This is a genomic window from Gimesia aquarii (assembly GCF_007748195.1).
GTDB classification, from domain to species: domain Bacteria; phylum Planctomycetota; class Planctomycetia; order Planctomycetales; family Planctomycetaceae; genus Gimesia; species Gimesia aquarii.
Window position 1 is genome coordinate 5,492,286 of record NZ_CP037920.1, and the last position, 17,984, is coordinate 5,510,269.

Below are 17,984 nucleotides of genomic sequence, written 5' to 3' on the forward strand. Positions count from 1 at the left end.
AGTCAATGCAACCAAGATTATTCTCTCGTTATGAACAATTTATTATCTTTGAAGTCTTGCTTGCCTCTTTCATACGGTATTCTGTACCATGAAAACTCACTATAAAATCATGGTCAGGCTAAGTTTTTCTGCAGATCTCTTCTGATACTCGAACAGGTCTACTGAGGAGAAATAGCATGCACAAAATCGTTTCCATTTACTTAACAGTCTGTGTCTTTGCGTTGCTGCAAAATGCGAGTGCCGCTGAAGTGATTAATGCGGGTGTCGGAGGCAATCGTAGTTCCCAACTGCTGAAACGTCTCAATCGCGATGTGCTCGCGCATCATCCAAGCGTCGTTGTCCTCATGGTAGGGACCAATGACCGACTCAATTCGGGCGGCTTTGTCGAGGCAAAGGTCTACAAACAGAATGTGAATACTCTCATTGATCGAATCGAGGCCAGTAGCGCGAAAGTATTACTGATGACCCCACCCCCGTGTATTCCAGAATTGCTGTTCAGCAGACATGATCCTGAAAAATTTTCTGATCAATCCCCCGTTCAACGAATGCAGGAAGTACGCTCCATTCTGTTAGACATCTCCCAAAAGCGAAAGATCCCCTTGCTCGATTTTCATCAATATCTCATACAAAACAAGATCGCCGATCAACAGAAAACCAGCGTTATTCGCAACGTCGCCAATAGTGGGCTGAAGGATGGCGTGCATCTCACTCCACAAGGTTATCAACTGCTGGCAAAACTGGTTGCACAAAAGCTGGTAATGGAAAACTTGAACATTGAGAAAGTCATCTGTTTCGGTGATAGCCTGACTCAAGGCTCTACTAAAGTGAATTATCCGGCTTACCTCAAACAGATCCTGGCGGACCAATCGAAATTGACAGAGTAAAAGTGCCAGATACTTTTTTCAATTCTTTCTGAATAACCGGTATAATCAGGCTCTATAACCTGTATAGCAAGACTATGCGGAATGATTCATATCAAAATAAAATTCGATATCTCCTTTAGTCACAGAAAGGCATTCTCCTCCGTCGAAAATCTATATACATATCAATACAAAAATGGAGTTATTTATAGGATTTTTTCACTTGTAGAAAATCAGAATGAGACGGAACTCACAACAATCAAGATCTCAAATTCTGATCCGTTCAGGTCTGTTGATTCTACTTGCGCTCCATGGAACATCCACAGCTTTTGCGCAAGATTTTACACCACGCTTCGGCCACCACACACAAACTCCAGAGAATGGCATAGATGAGAATTTTTCTGACTTCCGCGCGTTTGTACCCTTTGGTGATGAAGATCTACTGCTTTTTTTTGACACACGGTTACTGGTCGATCATAATTCCGAATTTGGCTTTAACCTGGGTACCGGGCTCCGCGGACAGCTCGGGTTCGATGGCTTTTGGGGAATCAATGTCTTCACTGATCAACGCCGGACTGCTTTCTCCACATACCGTCAGGTTGGTTTTGGTTGGGAACTGATGTTCGAGCGTCTACAGTTTCGAAATAACTTTTATGTTCCTGTAGGCCGGGATCGTACGATTCTTTCAACTGGTTTGGGAGGCAGCGGAACAGGAACACTGCTGTTTGAAAACAACTCCCTGCTCTTTGATACCTTGATTGGTCAAAAGTCACAGATTGAACAATCGTTGCGAGGCTTCGACTGCGAGGTTGGTGGAGAACTTGCTGAAGATCTCATCGACGGGACCACTATCAGTGGTTATCTAGGCGCCTATTATTACGATAACCCCGGCCTGACAGATGCCCCTGGTATTTCAGGACGGTTGAACACAAATTTTTCCAATAGTGTCGTTCTCAATCTGGGAATTCAGCATGATCGTTTCTTTAAAACACAGGTCACCTTTGGGGCGACACTCTACACGGATATTTTGAAAAGAGACCGACCAGTGTTTCGCCGTCCATCCTATGCTTTAATGAACGACCCCGTATATCGGAAGTCGGCGATCACTGTCGCGCAAGGTATCATCGGCCCCCCACCGGTGCAAGGTCATGTCACACTCACTAATCCAGACGGAAGTGCATTACGGGTTGTACATGTTAATAGCACAGCCCCCCATGGCGGTGATGGCACCTATGAAAACCCGCTCAACAACCTGGGTGATATTCTCGCGAATTCCCAAACCGGTGACAATGTTTATCTTTATTCCGGTAGCACTTTTTCTGGAGAGGGAACGTTGCAGCTTCAGGATGGTCAGCGTCTGTTCGGTGAAGGTGGTAACTTCGCAAGCAGGGTCAATACCTTGCAACTGGGATCTGTGGCCCTGCCGGCGGGTAATGGCTTAGGTGGTATGATTCCCATCATTCAAAACTCAACAAATAACGCAATCGAACTCGCAAATAGTACTCTTGCATCGAACCTGTCAATCATTGACCCAGCTACGGGAGCCGGCATCTTTGGAAATAACGTCGCAAGCTCAGTGATCGACAATGTGATGATCAACACCACAGTAGATAATGTAGCCGGCATCCATCTGCAGGGCACTTCTGTTGTGACCCTCGATCACGACAGTAAGATCACCACTAACGGAAAAGATGCTTACGGCATTCTTGTACAGAACACATCTCAGGCAACGGTTGATAACAGTAGTACGATTACCACCCATGGAGACACCGCATATGGTATCTTTACCCAGGATACTTCTGCTGTGATGGTCGACCATGGTAGTAGCATCACCACTAACGGGCCCAATGCATACGGTATCCATGCGGTAGATTCATCCCAGGCGACAGTTGATAATGGTGGTAGTATCACCACACATGGGCACTCCGCATACGGCATCTATACGCTGAACTCCTCGAAAGCGACGCTTACCAATAACAGTAACATCACCACAAACGGACTCAATGCAGACGGTATTCTTGCTCAAAATGCATCCCAGGCGACCGTTGATAACAATAGTAGTATCACCACTCATGGAGACAACGCATTCGGTATCTTTTCGCAAGGCACTTCTGTCGTGAAGGTTGACAACGGCAGTAACGTCACCACCAACGGGCTTAATGCATTCGGCATCTATACGCTCAACTCCTCGAAAGCAACACTCACCAATAACAGCAAGGTGATCACCAACGCAAATGATGCACATGGTATCTATTCAGTACATTCATCTCAGGCGTTGGTAGATTACGGCAGTAGTGTCACCACGCATGGAAATTTCGCATACGGCATCAATACGAAGGATACGGCTGCAACTCTTGTGTCAGTCGATCACGGCAGCAGCATTACCACCAACGGACTCAGTGCATATGGCGTCTATACAGAGGATTTCTCAAAAGTAACGGTCACCAATAGCAGCAATATCACCACCAACGGAAAAGACGCACATGGTATCGTATCAATTGATTCATCCCAAGCGACCCTTGATTACAATAGTAATGTCACCACTCATGGCGAAACAGCATACGGGATTTTTTCACAGAAGATGAGCAATGTGTATGTTTACAACGGTAGTCATGTTACCACTCATGGATTAGGTGCTTTAGGTCTCTATGTCTTTGAATCTTCCGAATTAACGTTCTCTACCAGCAACATCACGACCCACGGAGAGGGAGCTTACGGCATCTTTGCGCCAGACGATGCTTTAGTCAAAATGGATCACAGCAGTATCACCACCCATGGTAAAGATGCATTTGGTGTCTATGCACTGGGCACCAGCGACGTCTCTGTTTACAACGGTAGTAATATTACGACTCATGGAGAAAGTGCAGTTGGTATTAACACTCATTTAGATACCGTGCTATTTATAACTCCCAAAATAAAGATTTATGACATGGTTAATATTACGACCAATGGAACAAGTGCATACGGTATCTTTGGAACCCGCAATTCTGATATAGATTTTACTAACAGTAGTATCACGACCAACGGAGCCAATGGTCACGGTATCTATCATTTTCACGATACTGATGTAACGATCAAGGATGGCAGTACAATCACAGCCAACGGCCATCTTGCCAACAGTACCTGGTCGCTGGGCGATAGTAATATCAATGTCACCGATTCCAGTCTCTTCTCAAATACAGGCATCGGTATGCGGGCAACGGATTGTGCCACCCTCACTGTTTCGAAATCTTCAATTTTTGCCCTGAATAACGATAGTATTCTTGCTGAAGCAAATCACGGTGCTCAGGAAGTGGGAGTAAATATTACTGACAATAGACTGGGTGGTGGAACAGCCGGCACTGGGACGATCGTATTACATACACATGGCGGTACTACCATAAAAGTGACTGGAGCCAGTAACGCCGCCGATCTTGCTGATCAAAACGGCATACCACCATCCCATGTCTTTACAACCGGTAGCGGCACTGTCAACTACTTCCCTTAAAGTCAACGCAGTGTCAGATAACTTTTACTCGGAGCTCTTCATAAATCTGGCAATCAGTGGGAATTGAATCCAGAACGAGAAGTAAAAGAAGCTCAGATACCAATATCGGAACACAAACGTGATGTTGTCTCCCCCGATCAGAACGATAAAGATGTAGTCATAAACGAATAATGGTAACGTTAAATAAAATGCCAGCCATAACGAATTCTTAACAAAATTTTTATTGTCGATCAGCTTCAAAATAAAAGGTGTCAGCGGGATATACAGTAAAGTCACTGCTATGCAAATGACTATTTTCGCGGCAAAGCTCCAGCTTTGATAATAGTCAGGCAACCCTAACAATACGAAAAAGCCCCAGGTAAGAAAGCTCATTACGAGTAAGGCAAAATGTGTTTTAGGTGTTAAACTAGTGCTTACACTTTTGGAATCGAGCTGTTCCACATTACTCATCATATTCAAGAATGATCCTGGAGCCGACCGCGTCGGTGAAGACATTGACACTGATTTCAATGCCATCTTTGGCGAACTCGGTATAGCGTCGTTTTTTGCTGACGATAGGGCGCCGCGTTTCTCGGTAACCTTTGTTACGCAGTTGCTGACCAAAATAGTCGAATGCCTTTTGCAATTCCATGCTAGACTTAAACGTACAACGATCGTCGTCATCGTACTTCAGAGACTGAATATTCTCAGGAAATTGAATTTCTTTCTGAAGAAAAAGATGTCCCTTTGGTTGCGCAATACCCAGAGCAGCGAGGGCCGCAGGATCATTTGAGCCTTCAAAAGATAGTCCTTTGCAGTCCATGTCGACTTTGATTCCCTTCGATCGTTCATTCAAGCTCAACTCAACTTCCGCTTTGCCATTTTTAAAGGTCACATCAATCGAATCTTCCTCTAGTTCTTTCTCAGCCACTTTCCAACCGCGTTTAGCCATTTCGACTTGATAGAACCTGGTCAGCTTTGCGAGTGTAGAAGGACTGGTAAAGCTGATATCCTTGAACTTGGCATCAAATTCCAGTTTTTGTGCATTGGCAGGAAACGGCAAGTGGAATGCATCAGCCTTGAAATCAATTTCCTGAGCGATGTCAACGTCGACCCAGCCTTTGGCAAGTGCCTTTTGTTTCATCTGCTTCTTGCGTTCTGCTTCGCTACGCATTGCTTTTTCAGTGGCCTCTTTCTTGGCAATTTCCGCTTTGAATTGAGCCAATTGTTGCGTTGCCTTCTTCTCGTCTTTCAAATGAGCATCGGAAACAGGTTGCACTCGAATGTCCCGGTAAAAAGTGGGAGCCTTAAAAAATCCGGGGACAGATTTGATAGCAAACGCCCCCTTGGTCCGGTTCAGACCGTCAATCTGATTCACTACCACATCATTGATAATAACCGTGAGTCGTTTCCCACGGCTGATCAGCTTCAAACGGTTCCATTCGCCCAAGTCTTTTTCCACTTTCCTGGGAAGCTTGGGCGCCCGGAAGGCCCACTTCTTTGGGTCTGTAGACGATTTCACATCACGAAAATAAACCGCACCGATATCATTGTTGATTGATATCTCAACCGATTTCGGAGCCAAAAAGGCGCCTGGCTCATCTATCGTATGTATGTAAACTGAACTTGCGGCCTCAACGGTGACTCCATTCTTCACACGCCTTGCTCGCCATTCGAGAGTGAGCACGTAGTCTTTGAACTGCCCCTTGTGCATCAAGAAACTTTTTGATACTCCAGTACAAACCAGTAATCCGTTCTGGACCACCCAGGCGTCACTTAGTTCCACCTCTGGTTTATCGTTCTGATGATAAGACCAACCATCAAGGTCTTTCCCGTTAAAGAGCACGGTGTCTTCAGCACTCGCTGATACCGAAAACACGACCAAACACAATACGATACCAGTCAATTCATAAGTCTTGCGCATAGCGATTCCTCACAGAAGATGAATGTTATGCCCGCGTCTAGCGTGTAATAGTTTAACGCTTGTGAAGTGAAATTGTAAACAAGATCACGAAGAACATGCACAGGAAAGCAATAAAGGTTTAATAGTATTAGGTCTGGGCTTTTTACTCTACTCTGCATTCCAGACAACACCAAATACACTTGATATGTTAATCAAATCAGTTCGCGCATGGGGTCGATGCCCTGGTCTACCAGATACTGCGGCGTGCCGCTGGTGTCGAAGATGCGGGTACCGTTGAGATCCAGGCCGACATTTTGGTATAGCGTGGCGAAGACTTCCTGAAACTTGACGGGGCGGTCAATCGCGTATTCGCCGTTGCGGTTGGTTTTGCCGATCACCTGACCGGTCTGCATACCGCCACCAGCGAGCATCGCACAAGAGACTTTCGGCCAATGGTCGCGGCTGTTATTTCGATTAATCTTCGGCGTCCGTCCAAACTCACCCCAGACCACAACGGACACATCTTTGTCAAGGCCGCGTTCGTGCAAGTCGGTCACTAAAGCGGAAAGCCCCTGGTCGAGTAGTGGAAATTCCTCCCGAGACTTGGGAAAGTTCATACCATCGGGACCGTGCCAGTCCCAACGGCTGTAGTTCAAAGAAACAAACCGGGCACCCGCTTCGACCAGTCGCCGCGCCAGACAGAAATTTTCGATCATCCGGGGCGCACCATCGCGTTGAAATGTTTCATCACTTTTACCGTAACGGGCAAGAATTTGCGGATCTTCTTTCGAGAGATCCAATGCATCGGCCAGTTTCGAGGTGGTCAAAATATTCATCGCCTGTTGGCCATACACGTCCATACTTTCCATCAATCCCGAAGTGTCGGCGTCTCGACGAAACGTATCAAACGCGCGCTGTAACTGAACCCGGTCTTGTAAACGTTCGAGTGTGATCCCCTGCAGAATCATATTCTCAGGTGAACTACGGGCTTTACGCCCTACCAGATTGAATGGCGAATGTTGAACTCCCAGAAAGCCACCCGTACCAGGTTGGCCCCAAGTGCCGTTACCCGTTTTATACATCAGGGCCACATTCGACGGGACCGCTGCATTGACTGGACCTTGCAGTTTCGAGACAAAGGCCCCCGCTGCCGGCCAGCCTCCGGGTAGCTTGCGACTATTGAAACGTCTGCCCGTCATACATTGATAAGCATCGTGTCTGCCGTCGGCATCAGAGATAGAACGCACGGGAATGAACTTGTCCATCATGGCAGCCATTCGCGGGAACAGTTCACAGATTTGAATTCCGGGTACATTCGTTTGAATCGGGTTGAACTCGCCACGTATTTCTATGGGCGCATCCGGCTTAGGGTCCCATAAATCAATGTGTGATGGACCACCGGGCATATAGATATTGATAATCGCTTTGTGATTGCTGCCAGTTCGGCTCTCAGTTTCGGCCTTGAGCACACCCGGTAGTGAAATCCCACCAAGGGCCATGCCTCCGATTTTCAAGAAGCTACGGCGAGAAACACCATCACAAAATGAACCGTTGTTCGCAGTCGGTTTACCAAGAATCGTCAGCATGAAATCTCTTCCCTGGAAACAAAGAATCGCAAAGCCCATTAATCAACATAAAAGGATGTTGATATGATACCAGAGATGGATTTCTGAATCAAACGGAATTGAATCGGATGATTCCAGAGTTCTGGAATCCGCTTAATCTCCTTCTTACAGCGATACTGTTTACACCACTTGAGATACAATCAGTACTAAAAACTAAGACAGTTTTTTCATTAATTTTCGTGGAATCAAAAAGATTACATGGGTTTCAGCTCAATACTTAACGACTCATTTTGACCATCCGGCTCGATCTTGACTGTGATTGGTGATTTCACAGCATCCGAATAGAGGGTTGGGATACGATCTTTCTTGTCGACAGTTTGAATTGGCTCAGAGGGAGCGGGCTCAAAGTTTTTCCCCGTTTTAGTTCCATCACTATCTTCTGCCACAGTTTCTGGCTCTTGCACCGTTGTTTGGTAAACGACGACTCGGAATTCCCCAGCGATTGAGCCATCTCCCTCATCATAAGTTGACATTACAAATGTGCCATCCTCTTTGATAATTCCACCGGCCATCTTACCTTTTTGTGCTGAGAGTGGAGTGAATGAAATAGCCCCTCCTCCCACCATGGGCTTGCCATCATAGAGAACAACACCACCAGTGGGATAAACGGGTAAGCTATCGTCACCACCGCAGCCAATCATCATAAATGACAAGTTCAGAAAAAAACAGAGAGCGTAAGTTCGTCGTTTAAATGAAATCATAGTGCTTATTCGAACTAAAAGAACTCGACGCAACGTACCTTTTGTAAGGAACATTACAAGTCAAATTCAAAATGAATAGAGACTGAGTAAATCGAATACGAGATGCTAAAGGTTCGGGTCAGAAACCTTCCACCACTTCGCGACCACCTCGTGTACCCAAGGCTTGCCAGAGCGTTAAGTCAATGTTCTCAGAGAAAAATCGTACAGAGCCATCTGCCATCGCCCCTTGAACGCCACCAATGTGATAACTGCGCGCCGCTGAATACATCTCGGTATAAGGCGAACCAATCTGGACACATTGCATGTCTTCAGCGGGGAAACTGCGGCAGCCCCAAATACCATCGGGCGTTGAACTGTTTGGTCCAGTCTGAGTGCTGAAAACGTTGCCTCCCATCACTCCATATGCCCAGGTACCACGCGTATCCTGGCTGGATGGTCCCGTGGAGTCCTGCAGCCGAAACTTTAGCTCGCTTAACGCCAGCGTGTTCGAAGTCCCATCAATAATGTCTCGCATCGCAATGCTGGAGTTATTGCCGAAGACGCCTCCCACACTGCCATTATTTGTATGAATCCGACCATAACCTGCTTTGCCATAGTTGGCTGCATAATTGCCTCGGGCCAGGTGTTCTAAACCAGTTCCATTGGCAAACTGTTCTTTATTTTTAGGATGTGAGGGACATAGCATCGAGCTGATTTGTTTGCTGCCCACGTCCATCCCTTGTGAAGTATAAACACCATTTCCAAGCCAATCGAGAACTTCCGGTCGTTCGTTCGCAATCGTCATGAAATCATCAAACATGGCCGACTGCTCAAGGTCTGCCAGCAACATCAAAATCCATGAACCACCAATGGCAGCTGTTCCAGACCCATGAGCGCCGTTCGGATTATCGCCTCGTCCGTTTACGCTACCAGGAGGAAACACGGAATAGGTCGAGTGATAATTGTGTAATGCCAAGACGAGTTGTTTCAAGTTATTTTTACAGGCAGAACGTCTGGCTGCCTCTCGTGCCTGCTGGACTGCAGGAAGCAACAGCGCAATTAAGATCGCAATGATGGCAATCACGACCAACAATTCAATTAAAGTGAATGCAAAACGACGATGAAGCCCGGGAACAGTTCGGCAAGACGAATGAGTTCGCATCGTGAATTCCTTATTTTGAAAAATGTGGATAGAAAAGTCCGCAAATCAGGGTAAATACTGAAACACTACTTAAACTATGGTATAAAAGTAATGTTTAATAATGACGCGGTTACGTTATCCATCGACTGTTTACACTTCAATGTCGATATGCTCAGTACAATGACATTTAACTGATTGCTAACTTGAAGTTAACACGGATTGGGCTCTCTGATATTTTCATAAATATTTCATTAACAAATCGTGAAGAAATAGAGGAAAAGGGTACAAGCCATGAATCACAAACAGACACGACGAAGGTTTCTACAGAATTCAACCAAAGTTGCAGCAATCACGGCTGCAACATCAGCTTTAGGTGGAGTCCACACATTTGGTGCTGAGGTCCCGGAAAAACTAAACGTGGGAATTATCGGATGTGGCTCAATTATGGGACATCATGTCAAAGGACTCGTCGCACGCAAAGAGCCGGTCTCCATTTCGTATCTGTGTGATGTCGATCCACGTCAAATCGAACGTACGGCAAAGTATTTGAATGGCTTTCAATCGAAGGCAGCTAAACAAACCGCTCAGTTTCAAGATGTCATCACTGATAAAAATGTAGACGCAGTTATTATCGCCACACCTCATCACTGGCACGCTCCGATGACAATCGCTGCCATGATGGAAGGCAAGGACGTTTACATTGAGAAACCAATTTCACACGTTTATAACGAAGGGCACCAAATAATAGAGGCAGCTAAGAAGTATCAACGCGTGGTGCAACAGGGAAGCCAAATGCGCAACAGCCCTGTGACACAAAAGGCTGAAAAACTATTAAAACAGGGAATCATCGGCGAAGTCAAAATCGCCCGTGCCTGGACCGCGGAATCAAGAAGCGTTGTCAAACCCGTTCCCGATAGTGCTCCTCCCCATGGTGTTGATTATGACCGCTGGCTCGGACCGGCACCGAAGCGTGCGTTTAATCAACATCGTTTTCACGGCTCTTGGCGCATGTTCCGTGATTATGCCAATGGTGAAATAGGAGATGACGGAATTCATGATCTTGATATGGCAGCCTGGGGACTGGGAGTTGAAACCCTGCCCCGGCAAATTACCGCCCGTGGCAGTCGTATGATGTTACACGGTCACGCCAGCGAATACCCTGATAACATGAATGTTACCTATGAGTACCCTGATGGTCGACTACTGATTTACGAAAATTACCCCTTCACATCCTACGGTTTGCACGGCTTTGATAACGGTAATGTATTTTACGGGACGGAAGGTCATATGATCTTCTCACGGCGAGGTGCGTTCAGTGTATTCCTGGGGTCCAAGAACAAAAAAGGTCCTACCGAGGGAAAAGCTCTGAGAGGACAACGCGGTTATGCCGAACATATGTCGGAATTCTTAAATGCAGTACGAACTCGCAAGCCCACAAAAGCCAACCCGCAAACCGCGCATCGCAGTTGCGCGTTGGTGCATCTGGGTGAAATCACTTACCGCACCCGCGGGCGTCTTGATTTTGACCCCATAAAAGAACAATTCATTGACTGTGACGAAGCCAACGGAATGCTAGACAAAACCTATCGCAGTCCTTACGGTTTACCAACGTAAGTAAAACTGAAACTCATAATGTAAAACCATAAACAGAAGTGCGGTTTATATGGAAAATGTACCTGATCTCGTCAGGCATATCATCCACTATTCATGCCACCTGCTGGTACCATTCGTAATTGCGAAATTGTTCTGGAAAGAGAACTGGTGGAAAGCCGGGCTCATCATGCTGGCCACAATGCTCATCGACGTGGATCATCTTTTAGCTGACCCCATTTTTGATCCAAACCGTTGCAGTATTGGATTTCATCCGCTTCACACAATCTGGGCGGGAATTGTTTATCTGTGTCTGCTGGCAATTCCCTCCTGGAAATGGCGCGCTGTCGCAGTCGGACTTTTGTGGCATCTCTGCACGGATGCCATCGATTGCATTCTCGGCGGACACTGTCTGTTCTGTGATTTTCAGTGAGAACCCACTATTTAGAAATAGTGGGGCTTTATTTCTTAGAACCGCTTCTTCAGAACGTAATCACCGAGCCTGTTTGCGCTGACTCGGTCGCCGCTTCCATCCAGGCAACTGCAGCGCACGATTCCGCAGGCGTAATCCGATCTGGGGCTTCGCTATTTCTTACACAGTTTGCAAAATAACATAGCTCTTCTTTCAGCACACCAAAGTAATTACCGAACGGACGTGGCCAATACATTGTGTCTGGCATTTTGACGCCTCGCGCGTCGTGGATTGTCAGGCCTGCTTCACCGCAGTTGATATACAGGGCTCCTTCTGTGCCGATTACCTCCAGTCGTGCATCAATGGCGTAGGGCGTTGATTCCGGTAGATGCCAGACCGATTCAACCACGGCGACTGCACCGTTATCAAGTCGTGCAATAGACCAGCCACCGTCAGGGAATTTGTTCTGCCCCGGATGTACCTCTTGTGCATACACGGTCGATACATTGGCTTGACTGAACCAAAGCATCAGATCTGCATCATGGATTCCATCGCCCATCAATGCCGAAATGTCATCAAGTACTGTCTGACCAATTGCCTTCGACAGGTTACGTCGCGCATGCATTGAGATGATTTTACCAATCCGCCCCTCATCAATGGCCTGTTTGGCAATCGTCACCCGGGGATCAAACCGGCAGATGTGCCCCACCATGAAGAAGCCCTTTGCGTTATTGGCAACTTCAACAATCTGTTCACAGTCAGCCACCGTTGGTGCCATCGGCTTTTCCAACAAGACGTGCTTTCCGCTGCGCAGTGCATCGATGGCAATGTCACGATGGTCATTAATATGCGTCGTAATACTCACTACATCAATCTCAGTGTCTGCCAGAAGCTCGCGATAATCTGTATACCGCCGATTAACTCCCAACCGTTCTCCGATTTCGTTTAACCGTTCAGGCCGTCGAGTACAGAGCGCCGCCAATTCAATCTCCGGAATTTCGGCAAGGTTATCGGCATGAACTTCACCAAACCAACCTAGACCAATGACTCCCCAACGAACTCTGTTTGATTGACTCATGGTATTACCTCAGTTATGTCATGGCCTTCAATAACCATTTAATTTTCAAGAGCGAGCTATCACTTTCAAATCAGCGTATCAAATCTATATAAAACAATAAATAGACTAGATTCTCCCAATTTTATGTTCGCCAGTTGAAAATTTTATTGTTAAATCATCGAAGATGTTTCATAGAGTTAACATTTAGTCTGTTGATGACTTATCTGATTTATTTATTGATTCTGTGATGTTCCTCACATTTTGAAATATGTGTTGAAGCTATAATCTTCCCAAGTCAAGAGAATTTTGATTGCGGTTCTTTAACCAACATCAGATAATACGTGAACCATTTGCAACTGAATACAACGAATAGCGCTGAATACGAGAACTTTCGTTTAATTTCAATTCCACACATCAACAAATCTCTCAGCTCGTATCGTTTACAATTAAGGAACTGATTTCATGAAACTGTTTAATATAGTAAGTAAAACTACATTGACTCTGACTTTAATTTTGTTGTCCCAAAATGTATCTCAGCCCCATGTGTACGCTGGTGTAGAAAATACATCTCCCCCTGCTGTGGGAAAAACTGCCAAGGATTTCTCGCTGTCCAACTTAAACGGCAAGCAGATTAAGCTCTCAGATGAACTCAAAAAAGGCCCCGTCGTATTGCTTGTGCTGCGAGGCTACCCTGGATATCAATGTCCTCTTTGCACACGGCAGGTGGGTCAATTTATCACGAGCGCTGCGAAACTGAAATCGGCAAATGCAACCGTTGTGATGGTTTATCCCGGCACCGCAAAAAATCTCAGCTCACGCGCAAGTGAGTTTACCCGAAATATTAAGCTTCCAGCTAACTTCCAATTCCTGCTCGATCCCGATTACAAATTCACGAATGCCTATGGTCTGCGTTGGGATGCAAAGAACGAAACAGCATATCCATCAACCTTTGTCATTGGCACAGATGGAAAAGTGAAGTTTGCCAAAATCAGCAAGACCCACGGAAATCGATCCAACGTAAAAGAGGTTTTGAAAGCCTTAAGCTCATCAAGTTAGACGCAAGAATTCGAAGATCAACCAAACAACTGTTTGAGCGGTTTGCCACTCTCGATGATGGGGATCGGACGATCTTCCTGATCTGTAAGAAAGAGATCGGGATCGATGCCAAGTGACCAGTAGATTGTTTTTGCAAGGTCTTCGGGACTGACAGGGTTTTCTACTGGATAAGCGGCATGGGCATCGGACATTCCATGAAGAACACCGCCACGGATCCCTGCTCCGGCAAGTAAACAGGGGAAACAGTGTGACCAGTGCCCGCGGCCCCAATTACTTGTCCCTTTTGGTGTCCGGCCCATTTCACCTATGGTGACGATTAGCGTTTCATCGAGCAAACCACGTTCTTCCAGATCGGTAATCAACGCGGTATAAGTCTGATCAAAACCGGGTAAAAGATACTTTTCCAGATAATGCGCACTACGATGCGAATCCCAGCTAAAACCATCGGGGGCATCCCAACAGACTGTGACAAACCGCGCCCCTGCTTCTACCATTCGTCGTCCCATCAAAGCCGATTGACCAAACAGATGCCGACCATAACGATCTCGCATCGCAGCCGACTCCTGCTTAATATCGAAGGCCGATCGCATCTTTTTCGACGTGACCAGCGAAAGGGCACGCTGTTGGATGCGGTCGTAATTCTCATAAACCTGATCATTGTGGAATGATTTGTTTGCTTGATCGAACTGTTTTAACAAACTGCTTCGTTTGTTCAAACGGTCTAATGTAATCGCTTTCGTCGTCGCTAAACCATGAATACGGAAATCCAGTTCTTCATCGTTGCAGTCGCGAAAATAGGGATTGTCCGCCGAGTTCCGTTTGCGAATGTTGGTCGCAAACGCGTCGTAGGCTGAGCCAAGCCAGCCGGCGTGTTGTCCAGTGCGTTCCAACCCCTGCAGCGCCCCCAGCTTATTCGGTAAATAAATATAATCGGGAAGACTACGATCATGAGCATCCGAGGCTTTGCGTGAAAGGTATTCAACGACACTTCCCATTGCGGGCCAATCGGTCGAGCGGGCATTGACATCCCCTCCATCGGCAGCTGACCGGGTCCATTTATGTCCGGTCTGTATATAGTGGCAAGCATTGTGATCATTATGTGGATGCGTCATTGTACGAATCACACAGATTTTATCTGAAATATTCGCAGTACGCTTCAGGTGCTCACTGATTTGTAAACCCGGGGTTCGTGAGTGAATCGGAGTAAACGGCCCACGAATCGCGCTTGGAGCTTCCGGCTTCATGTCGAATGATTCAAGCTGACTTGGACCACCAAACAGAAACAGAAAAATGACAGACTTCGCCTTTGCATTGCCAAAGGTGCCAACCGTTTCTTCAGCAGCCAGGACACCCGGCAGGCTGAGACCAAACAACCCCGCGCCTCCCACTTGCAACGCTTCACGCCGCGACAGACCAGAACAAACTCGTTGTTTATAACCATTGACTGTCAGCATTGATTACATCTCACTGGTTTATAGATGGACACTTAGCCTTAGCAACACATCAAAGACTACCGATATGTCTAGAAAACATCAAGACCGATTCGATGATAAATATGCTTTTCACATAATTGCGCAATTCGGTAATTCATGAATTTATGATTGGAAGTCGGGAAAGACAACTCATATGTGAAACTGATTATAATGTATTGAATCACTCCCAGAATTAAGTATCTTTGAAGCGAGGTACCTCGTTTCCTGATGACGTTAGTACAATCAGTAGAAGTGAGAGTTTAATTGGTAAACGTAACAAAGAGTTGTCTATGATTTCGTTACGCCTGATGCATATGAAACATCTTCTCTAATAGAAAGCATAAATTCGTGACTCGTCATTCACTTATTTCCCGTCGTAGTTTTGTGAATTCCACTGCACTAGCGATGGTAAGTCCCATTGGGACTACTGCATTGCAAGCTGCCTACAGTAACAAGAAAAACGCCAAACTAATCAAATCGATTACAAAAGAAACGATCTTTCGTAATCGTAATGGGTCTGGAACAACCTGGTTTCACCCACGCACTTGCCTGATTCCAGGTAAAAACGGGAAAGCGACACTCTTTGCCAATTTGCAGGAGATTGGAGGCTCAGATTATTTTGGCCCTGTCCACTGGAGTGAATCCCAGGATCGAGGAATGACCTGGAGTATTCCCCAACCAATTCCAGCACTCGGACGTGATCCAGTTCAAGGACACCCGGGATTGATGGCAGGGGTCTGTGATGTGACGCCGCAGTACCATCAAAAGACAGATACCATTCTTTCCCTGGGACATGTCGTCTTCTATCGCGGACCTCGATTTGCAAGAGGCGATCAACTGGCACGCTATCCGGTGTATGCAGTGCGACAAAAAAATGGCATCTGGTCGGAACGGAAAATTCTGGAATGGGACGATCCACGCGGTTCATTTATCTATACCAATAATTGTGGGCAACGTATTGTGATGCCTAACGGCGATATCATGATGTCGTTCACATTTGGACCTGAAAAAGACCATCGCATGGTAGCCGGAGTTCGCTGTTCGTTTGATGGCTCAGAACTAAAAATCCTGGAAGTGGGGCCTCCTTTAAAAAATAATGTCGGGCGTGGCTTACTCGAACCTTCCATCACGCGGTTCCAGAATCAATTCTTCATGACCATTCGCGCAGAGGATGGACATGGATATGTTGCCGTCAGCCCGGACGGTTTGAACTACCACAGAAAAACAGCCTGGGCCTGGGACGATGGCCAGCCAATTGGCATGTCAACGACACAACAACACTGGCTCACTCATTCCGATGAACTCTTTCTGGTCTATACGAGAAAAGATAAATCGAACAAAAATGTTATCCGTTGGCGTTCTCCATTGTGGGTCGCACGCGTTGATCCGAAAAAACTCTGTCTGATTCGGGAGTCAGAACAAGTTGTGCTGCCTCTAGTGGGTGATGGAGTCAATAAACCCAACGAGGTCGCCATCATGGGTAACTTTGATGTGACGAATCTCAGCCCCAATGAGTCTTGCGTGACTGTCGGAGAGTGGCTTCCCCGAGGTGGCTATAAGGGTGATCTCTTACTCTCAAGAATTCGCTGGAACAAACCAAACCGAAATCTACCTGATTTTGCTCTTTGATCTTTTGAATCAGTTAACACTCGTCAGAATCAGAACGGGTCGTATTAAAAAAGAGAGCCATCAGCTTACTGATGGCTCTCTAAATCACACAGTATTGCTTTTTGAGCGGTTTTGTTCCCATCCATGAACAGCGTTATTTCGCCCCGCAACGATCCTTCCAAGTAATACTCGTGCCTTAGTGAGACTCCATTAAGTGCGACAGGAAACTGCCATCGCGTCAATAAGTTTTCCTGGATTCAAGGGCTTCATAAACCAGGCATTGACACCTTCATTTTCTGATTGAGCGAAACAATCCTCAGGAGCTGTTCCACTTATTGCAAATATTTTCACTTGATTATAAGCTTCGTTCTTTCGGATATGTCTAATCGCTGTCGGTCCATCACAGCGAGGCATTCGCATATCAAAAAGAATGATCGAAGGAAGCGGGTTATTCTCCAGATGATCAATAGCATCAACACCATCTTTACTTGTAGCGACTTGATAGCCATGCATCTCGAGTAAGCCTGCCAGCATCTCGCGCTCGTTCTCCTGATCCTCAACTAACAGAATACTATTTGGCTTCTTTTCTAAATGTTTGGCATCCTCAGAAGAAATCTGATTTTGTTCGAGAATATTTTCCAGTAACTCGACTTGTCTTTTAAAGACTTTTTCAGCTTCCTTATGAAAGCCAGCTGCCACTTGTTCTTTATAAAGATGCGTAGCAATACTCAAAGAATTTAATTGATTTCGGAGTTTGTGTCGCAGTTCAGGAGGGACTTGAACAATCTGGTGCTCTTTTGAGTCATGAGATATTGCTTCAGGTAATTCGCCTCGGACAATTTTGAATTCGACGGGAGCATCAAATCCGACTCTTACAGTAGAGCCTCTCACACCAAGAATCTTTACCGTAATACCAAGATCGGGGAAGCTGACGTTTTGGTCCTGCTTACGACTGAGAATAAGCATGGGAATTTCCTTCCGTGGAATAACTGGCTTTCGATGTTCCATCCATGGAATTCGAGAACAATCATGTTAATTCACTAAGCATCCCTGCTCTGTTTTAGTCATACCTGCTGGTGTCGATCAATGCGATCTAAATTTTTAACGAAATATA

Annotated in this window: 14 protein-coding genes; 6 read left to right on the forward strand and 8 right to left on the reverse strand. The window is 46.1% G+C overall.

Translation table 11 applies throughout. The features are described 5' to 3' along the window. Positions 1-176 precede the first annotated feature (176 nt). Positions 177-884 carry an SGNH/GDSL hydrolase family protein gene (locus V144x_RS20990; RefSeq protein WP_144987826.1) on the forward strand — a complete coding sequence of 236 codons (708 nt, stop codon included), beginning with the start codon at positions 177-179 and terminating at the stop codon, positions 882-884. A 214-nt stretch (positions 885-1,098) separates the two neighbouring features. Continuing rightward, entirely contained in the window at positions 1,099-4,347 is a 3,249-nt protein-coding gene (locus tag V144x_RS20995) for an inverse autotransporter beta domain-containing protein (RefSeq protein ID WP_144987828.1), read from the forward strand. Positions 4,348-4,371: 24 nt separating this feature from the next. On the opposite strand, the gene V144x_RS28815 is transcribed toward V144x_RS20995, so the two are convergent. From V144x_RS28815 to V144x_RS21020, 5 genes are all read right to left on the reverse strand, one after another. After that, positions 4,372-4,800, reverse strand: coding sequence for a hypothetical protein (locus tag V144x_RS28815; RefSeq protein WP_232102592.1), 429 nt, complete (start codon positions 4,798-4,800; stop codon positions 4,372-4,374). Then, positions 4,790-6,250: a 3-keto-disaccharide hydrolase gene (locus tag V144x_RS21005; RefSeq protein WP_144987830.1), complete on the reverse strand. Its 1,461-nt coding sequence runs from the start codon at positions 6,248-6,250 to the stop codon at positions 4,790-4,792. The genes V144x_RS28815 and V144x_RS21005 overlap by 11 nt, the downstream gene beginning before the upstream one ends. A gap of 191 nt (positions 6,251-6,441) precedes the next feature. Next, positions 6,442-7,815, reverse strand: coding sequence for a DUF1501 domain-containing protein (locus V144x_RS21010; protein WP_144987832.1), 1,374 nt, complete (start codon positions 7,813-7,815; stop codon positions 6,442-6,444). Positions 7,816-8,048: 233 nt separating this feature from the next. Beyond that, on the reverse strand, positions 8,049-8,498 hold the full coding sequence (locus tag V144x_RS21015; RefSeq protein ID WP_144987834.1) for a hypothetical protein: 450 nt from the start codon (positions 8,496-8,498) through the stop codon (positions 8,049-8,051). A gap of 175 nt (positions 8,499-8,673) precedes the next feature. Then, the gene (locus tag V144x_RS21020) at positions 8,674-9,696 is read right to left on the reverse strand and encodes a DUF1559 domain-containing protein (protein WP_144987836.1); all 1,023 of its coding nucleotides are present in this window, start codon (positions 9,694-9,696) and stop codon (positions 8,674-8,676) included. Positions 9,697-9,966: 270 nt separating this feature from the next. On the opposite strand from V144x_RS21020, the gene V144x_RS21025 reads away from it, so the two are divergent. Together V144x_RS21025 and V144x_RS21030 are read left to right on the forward strand one after the other, a co-directional pair. Beyond that, the gene (locus V144x_RS21025; RefSeq protein ID WP_144987838.1) at positions 9,967-11,289 is read left to right on the forward strand and encodes a Gfo/Idh/MocA family protein; all 1,323 of its coding nucleotides are present in this window, start codon (positions 9,967-9,969) and stop codon (positions 11,287-11,289) included. Between the two features lie 49 nt (positions 11,290-11,338). Next, positions 11,339-11,698, forward strand: coding sequence for a DUF6122 family protein (locus tag V144x_RS21030; RefSeq protein ID WP_144987840.1), 360 nt, complete (start codon positions 11,339-11,341; stop codon positions 11,696-11,698). Between the two features lie 49 nt (positions 11,699-11,747). Here the strand turns inward: V144x_RS21030 and V144x_RS21035 are convergent, their stop codons facing one another. Then, a complete protein-coding gene (locus V144x_RS21035; protein ID WP_144987842.1) occupies positions 11,748-12,755 on the reverse strand; it encodes a Gfo/Idh/MocA family protein in 1,008 nt (335 codons plus the stop codon). A 441-nt stretch (positions 12,756-13,196) separates the two neighbouring features. Here V144x_RS21035 and V144x_RS21040 point away from each other — a divergent pair, with 441 nt between their 5' ends. Then, positions 13,197-13,790: a peroxiredoxin family protein gene (locus V144x_RS21040; protein ID WP_144987844.1), complete on the forward strand. Its 594-nt coding sequence runs from the start codon at positions 13,197-13,199 to the stop codon at positions 13,788-13,790. Positions 13,791-13,807: 17 nt separating this feature from the next. Here V144x_RS21040 and V144x_RS21045 read toward each other — a convergent pair whose 3' ends face one another. After that, complete coding sequence (locus V144x_RS21045; RefSeq protein WP_144987846.1) at positions 13,808-15,244, reverse strand: DUF1501 domain-containing protein; 1,437 nt, start codon at positions 15,242-15,244, stop codon at positions 13,808-13,810. Positions 15,245-15,610: 366 nt separating this feature from the next. Between V144x_RS21045 and V144x_RS21050 the strand changes: the two genes are divergently transcribed. Continuing rightward, positions 15,611-16,891: a sialidase family protein gene (locus tag V144x_RS21050; RefSeq protein ID WP_232102593.1), complete on the forward strand. Its 1,281-nt coding sequence runs from the start codon at positions 15,611-15,613 to the stop codon at positions 16,889-16,891. 189 nt (positions 16,892-17,080) lie between these two features. On the opposite strand, the gene V144x_RS21055 is transcribed toward V144x_RS21050, so the two are convergent. Beyond that, the gene (locus V144x_RS21055) at positions 17,081-17,836 is read right to left on the reverse strand and encodes a response regulator (protein WP_197998560.1); all 756 of its coding nucleotides are present in this window, start codon (positions 17,834-17,836) and stop codon (positions 17,081-17,083) included. Between the last annotated feature and the right edge of the window lie 148 nt (positions 17,837-17,984).

Bases quoted from the DNA above. Each gene is read 5' to 3' on its own strand.
- V144x_RS21030 (WP_144987840.1), top strand. From the start codon at position 11,339: ATGGAAAATGTACCTGATCTCGTCAGGCATATCATCCACTATTCATGC.
- V144x_RS21005 (WP_144987830.1), bottom strand. From the start codon at position 6,250: ATGCGCAAGACTTATGAATTGACTGGTATCGTATTGTGTTTGGTCGTG.
- V144x_RS21055 (WP_197998560.1), bottom strand. From the start codon at position 17,836: ATGCTTATTCTCAGTCGTAAGCAGGACCAAAACGTCAGCTTCCCCGAT.
- V144x_RS21015 (WP_144987834.1), bottom strand. From the start codon at position 8,498: ATGATGATTGGCTGCGGTGGTGACGATAGCTTACCCGTTTATCCCACT.
- V144x_RS21045 (WP_144987846.1), bottom strand. From the start codon at position 15,244: ATGCTGACAGTCAATGGTTATAAACAACGAGTTTGTTCTGGTCTGTCG.
- V144x_RS21035 (WP_144987842.1), bottom strand. From the start codon at position 12,755: ATGAGTCAATCAAACAGAGTTCGTTGGGGAGTCATTGGTCTAGGTTGG.
- V144x_RS21020 (WP_144987836.1), bottom strand. From the start codon at position 9,696: ATGCGAACTCATTCGTCTTGCCGAACTGTTCCCGGGCTTCATCGTCGT.
- V144x_RS21025 (WP_144987838.1), top strand. From the start codon at position 9,967: ATGAATCACAAACAGACACGACGAAGGTTTCTACAGAATTCAACCAAA.
- V144x_RS28815 (WP_232102592.1), bottom strand. From the start codon at position 4,800: ATGATGAGTAATGTGGAACAGCTCGATTCCAAAAGTGTAAGCACTAGT.
- V144x_RS21010 (WP_144987832.1), bottom strand. From the start codon at position 7,815: ATGCTGACGATTCTTGGTAAACCGACTGCGAACAACGGTTCATTTTGT.
- V144x_RS20990 (WP_144987826.1), top strand. From the start codon at position 177: ATGCACAAAATCGTTTCCATTTACTTAACAGTCTGTGTCTTTGCGTTG.
- V144x_RS21040 (WP_144987844.1), top strand. From the start codon at position 13,197: ATGAAACTGTTTAATATAGTAAGTAAAACTACATTGACTCTGACTTTA.
- V144x_RS20995 (WP_144987828.1), top strand. From the start codon at position 1,099: ATGAGACGGAACTCACAACAATCAAGATCTCAAATTCTGATCCGTTCA.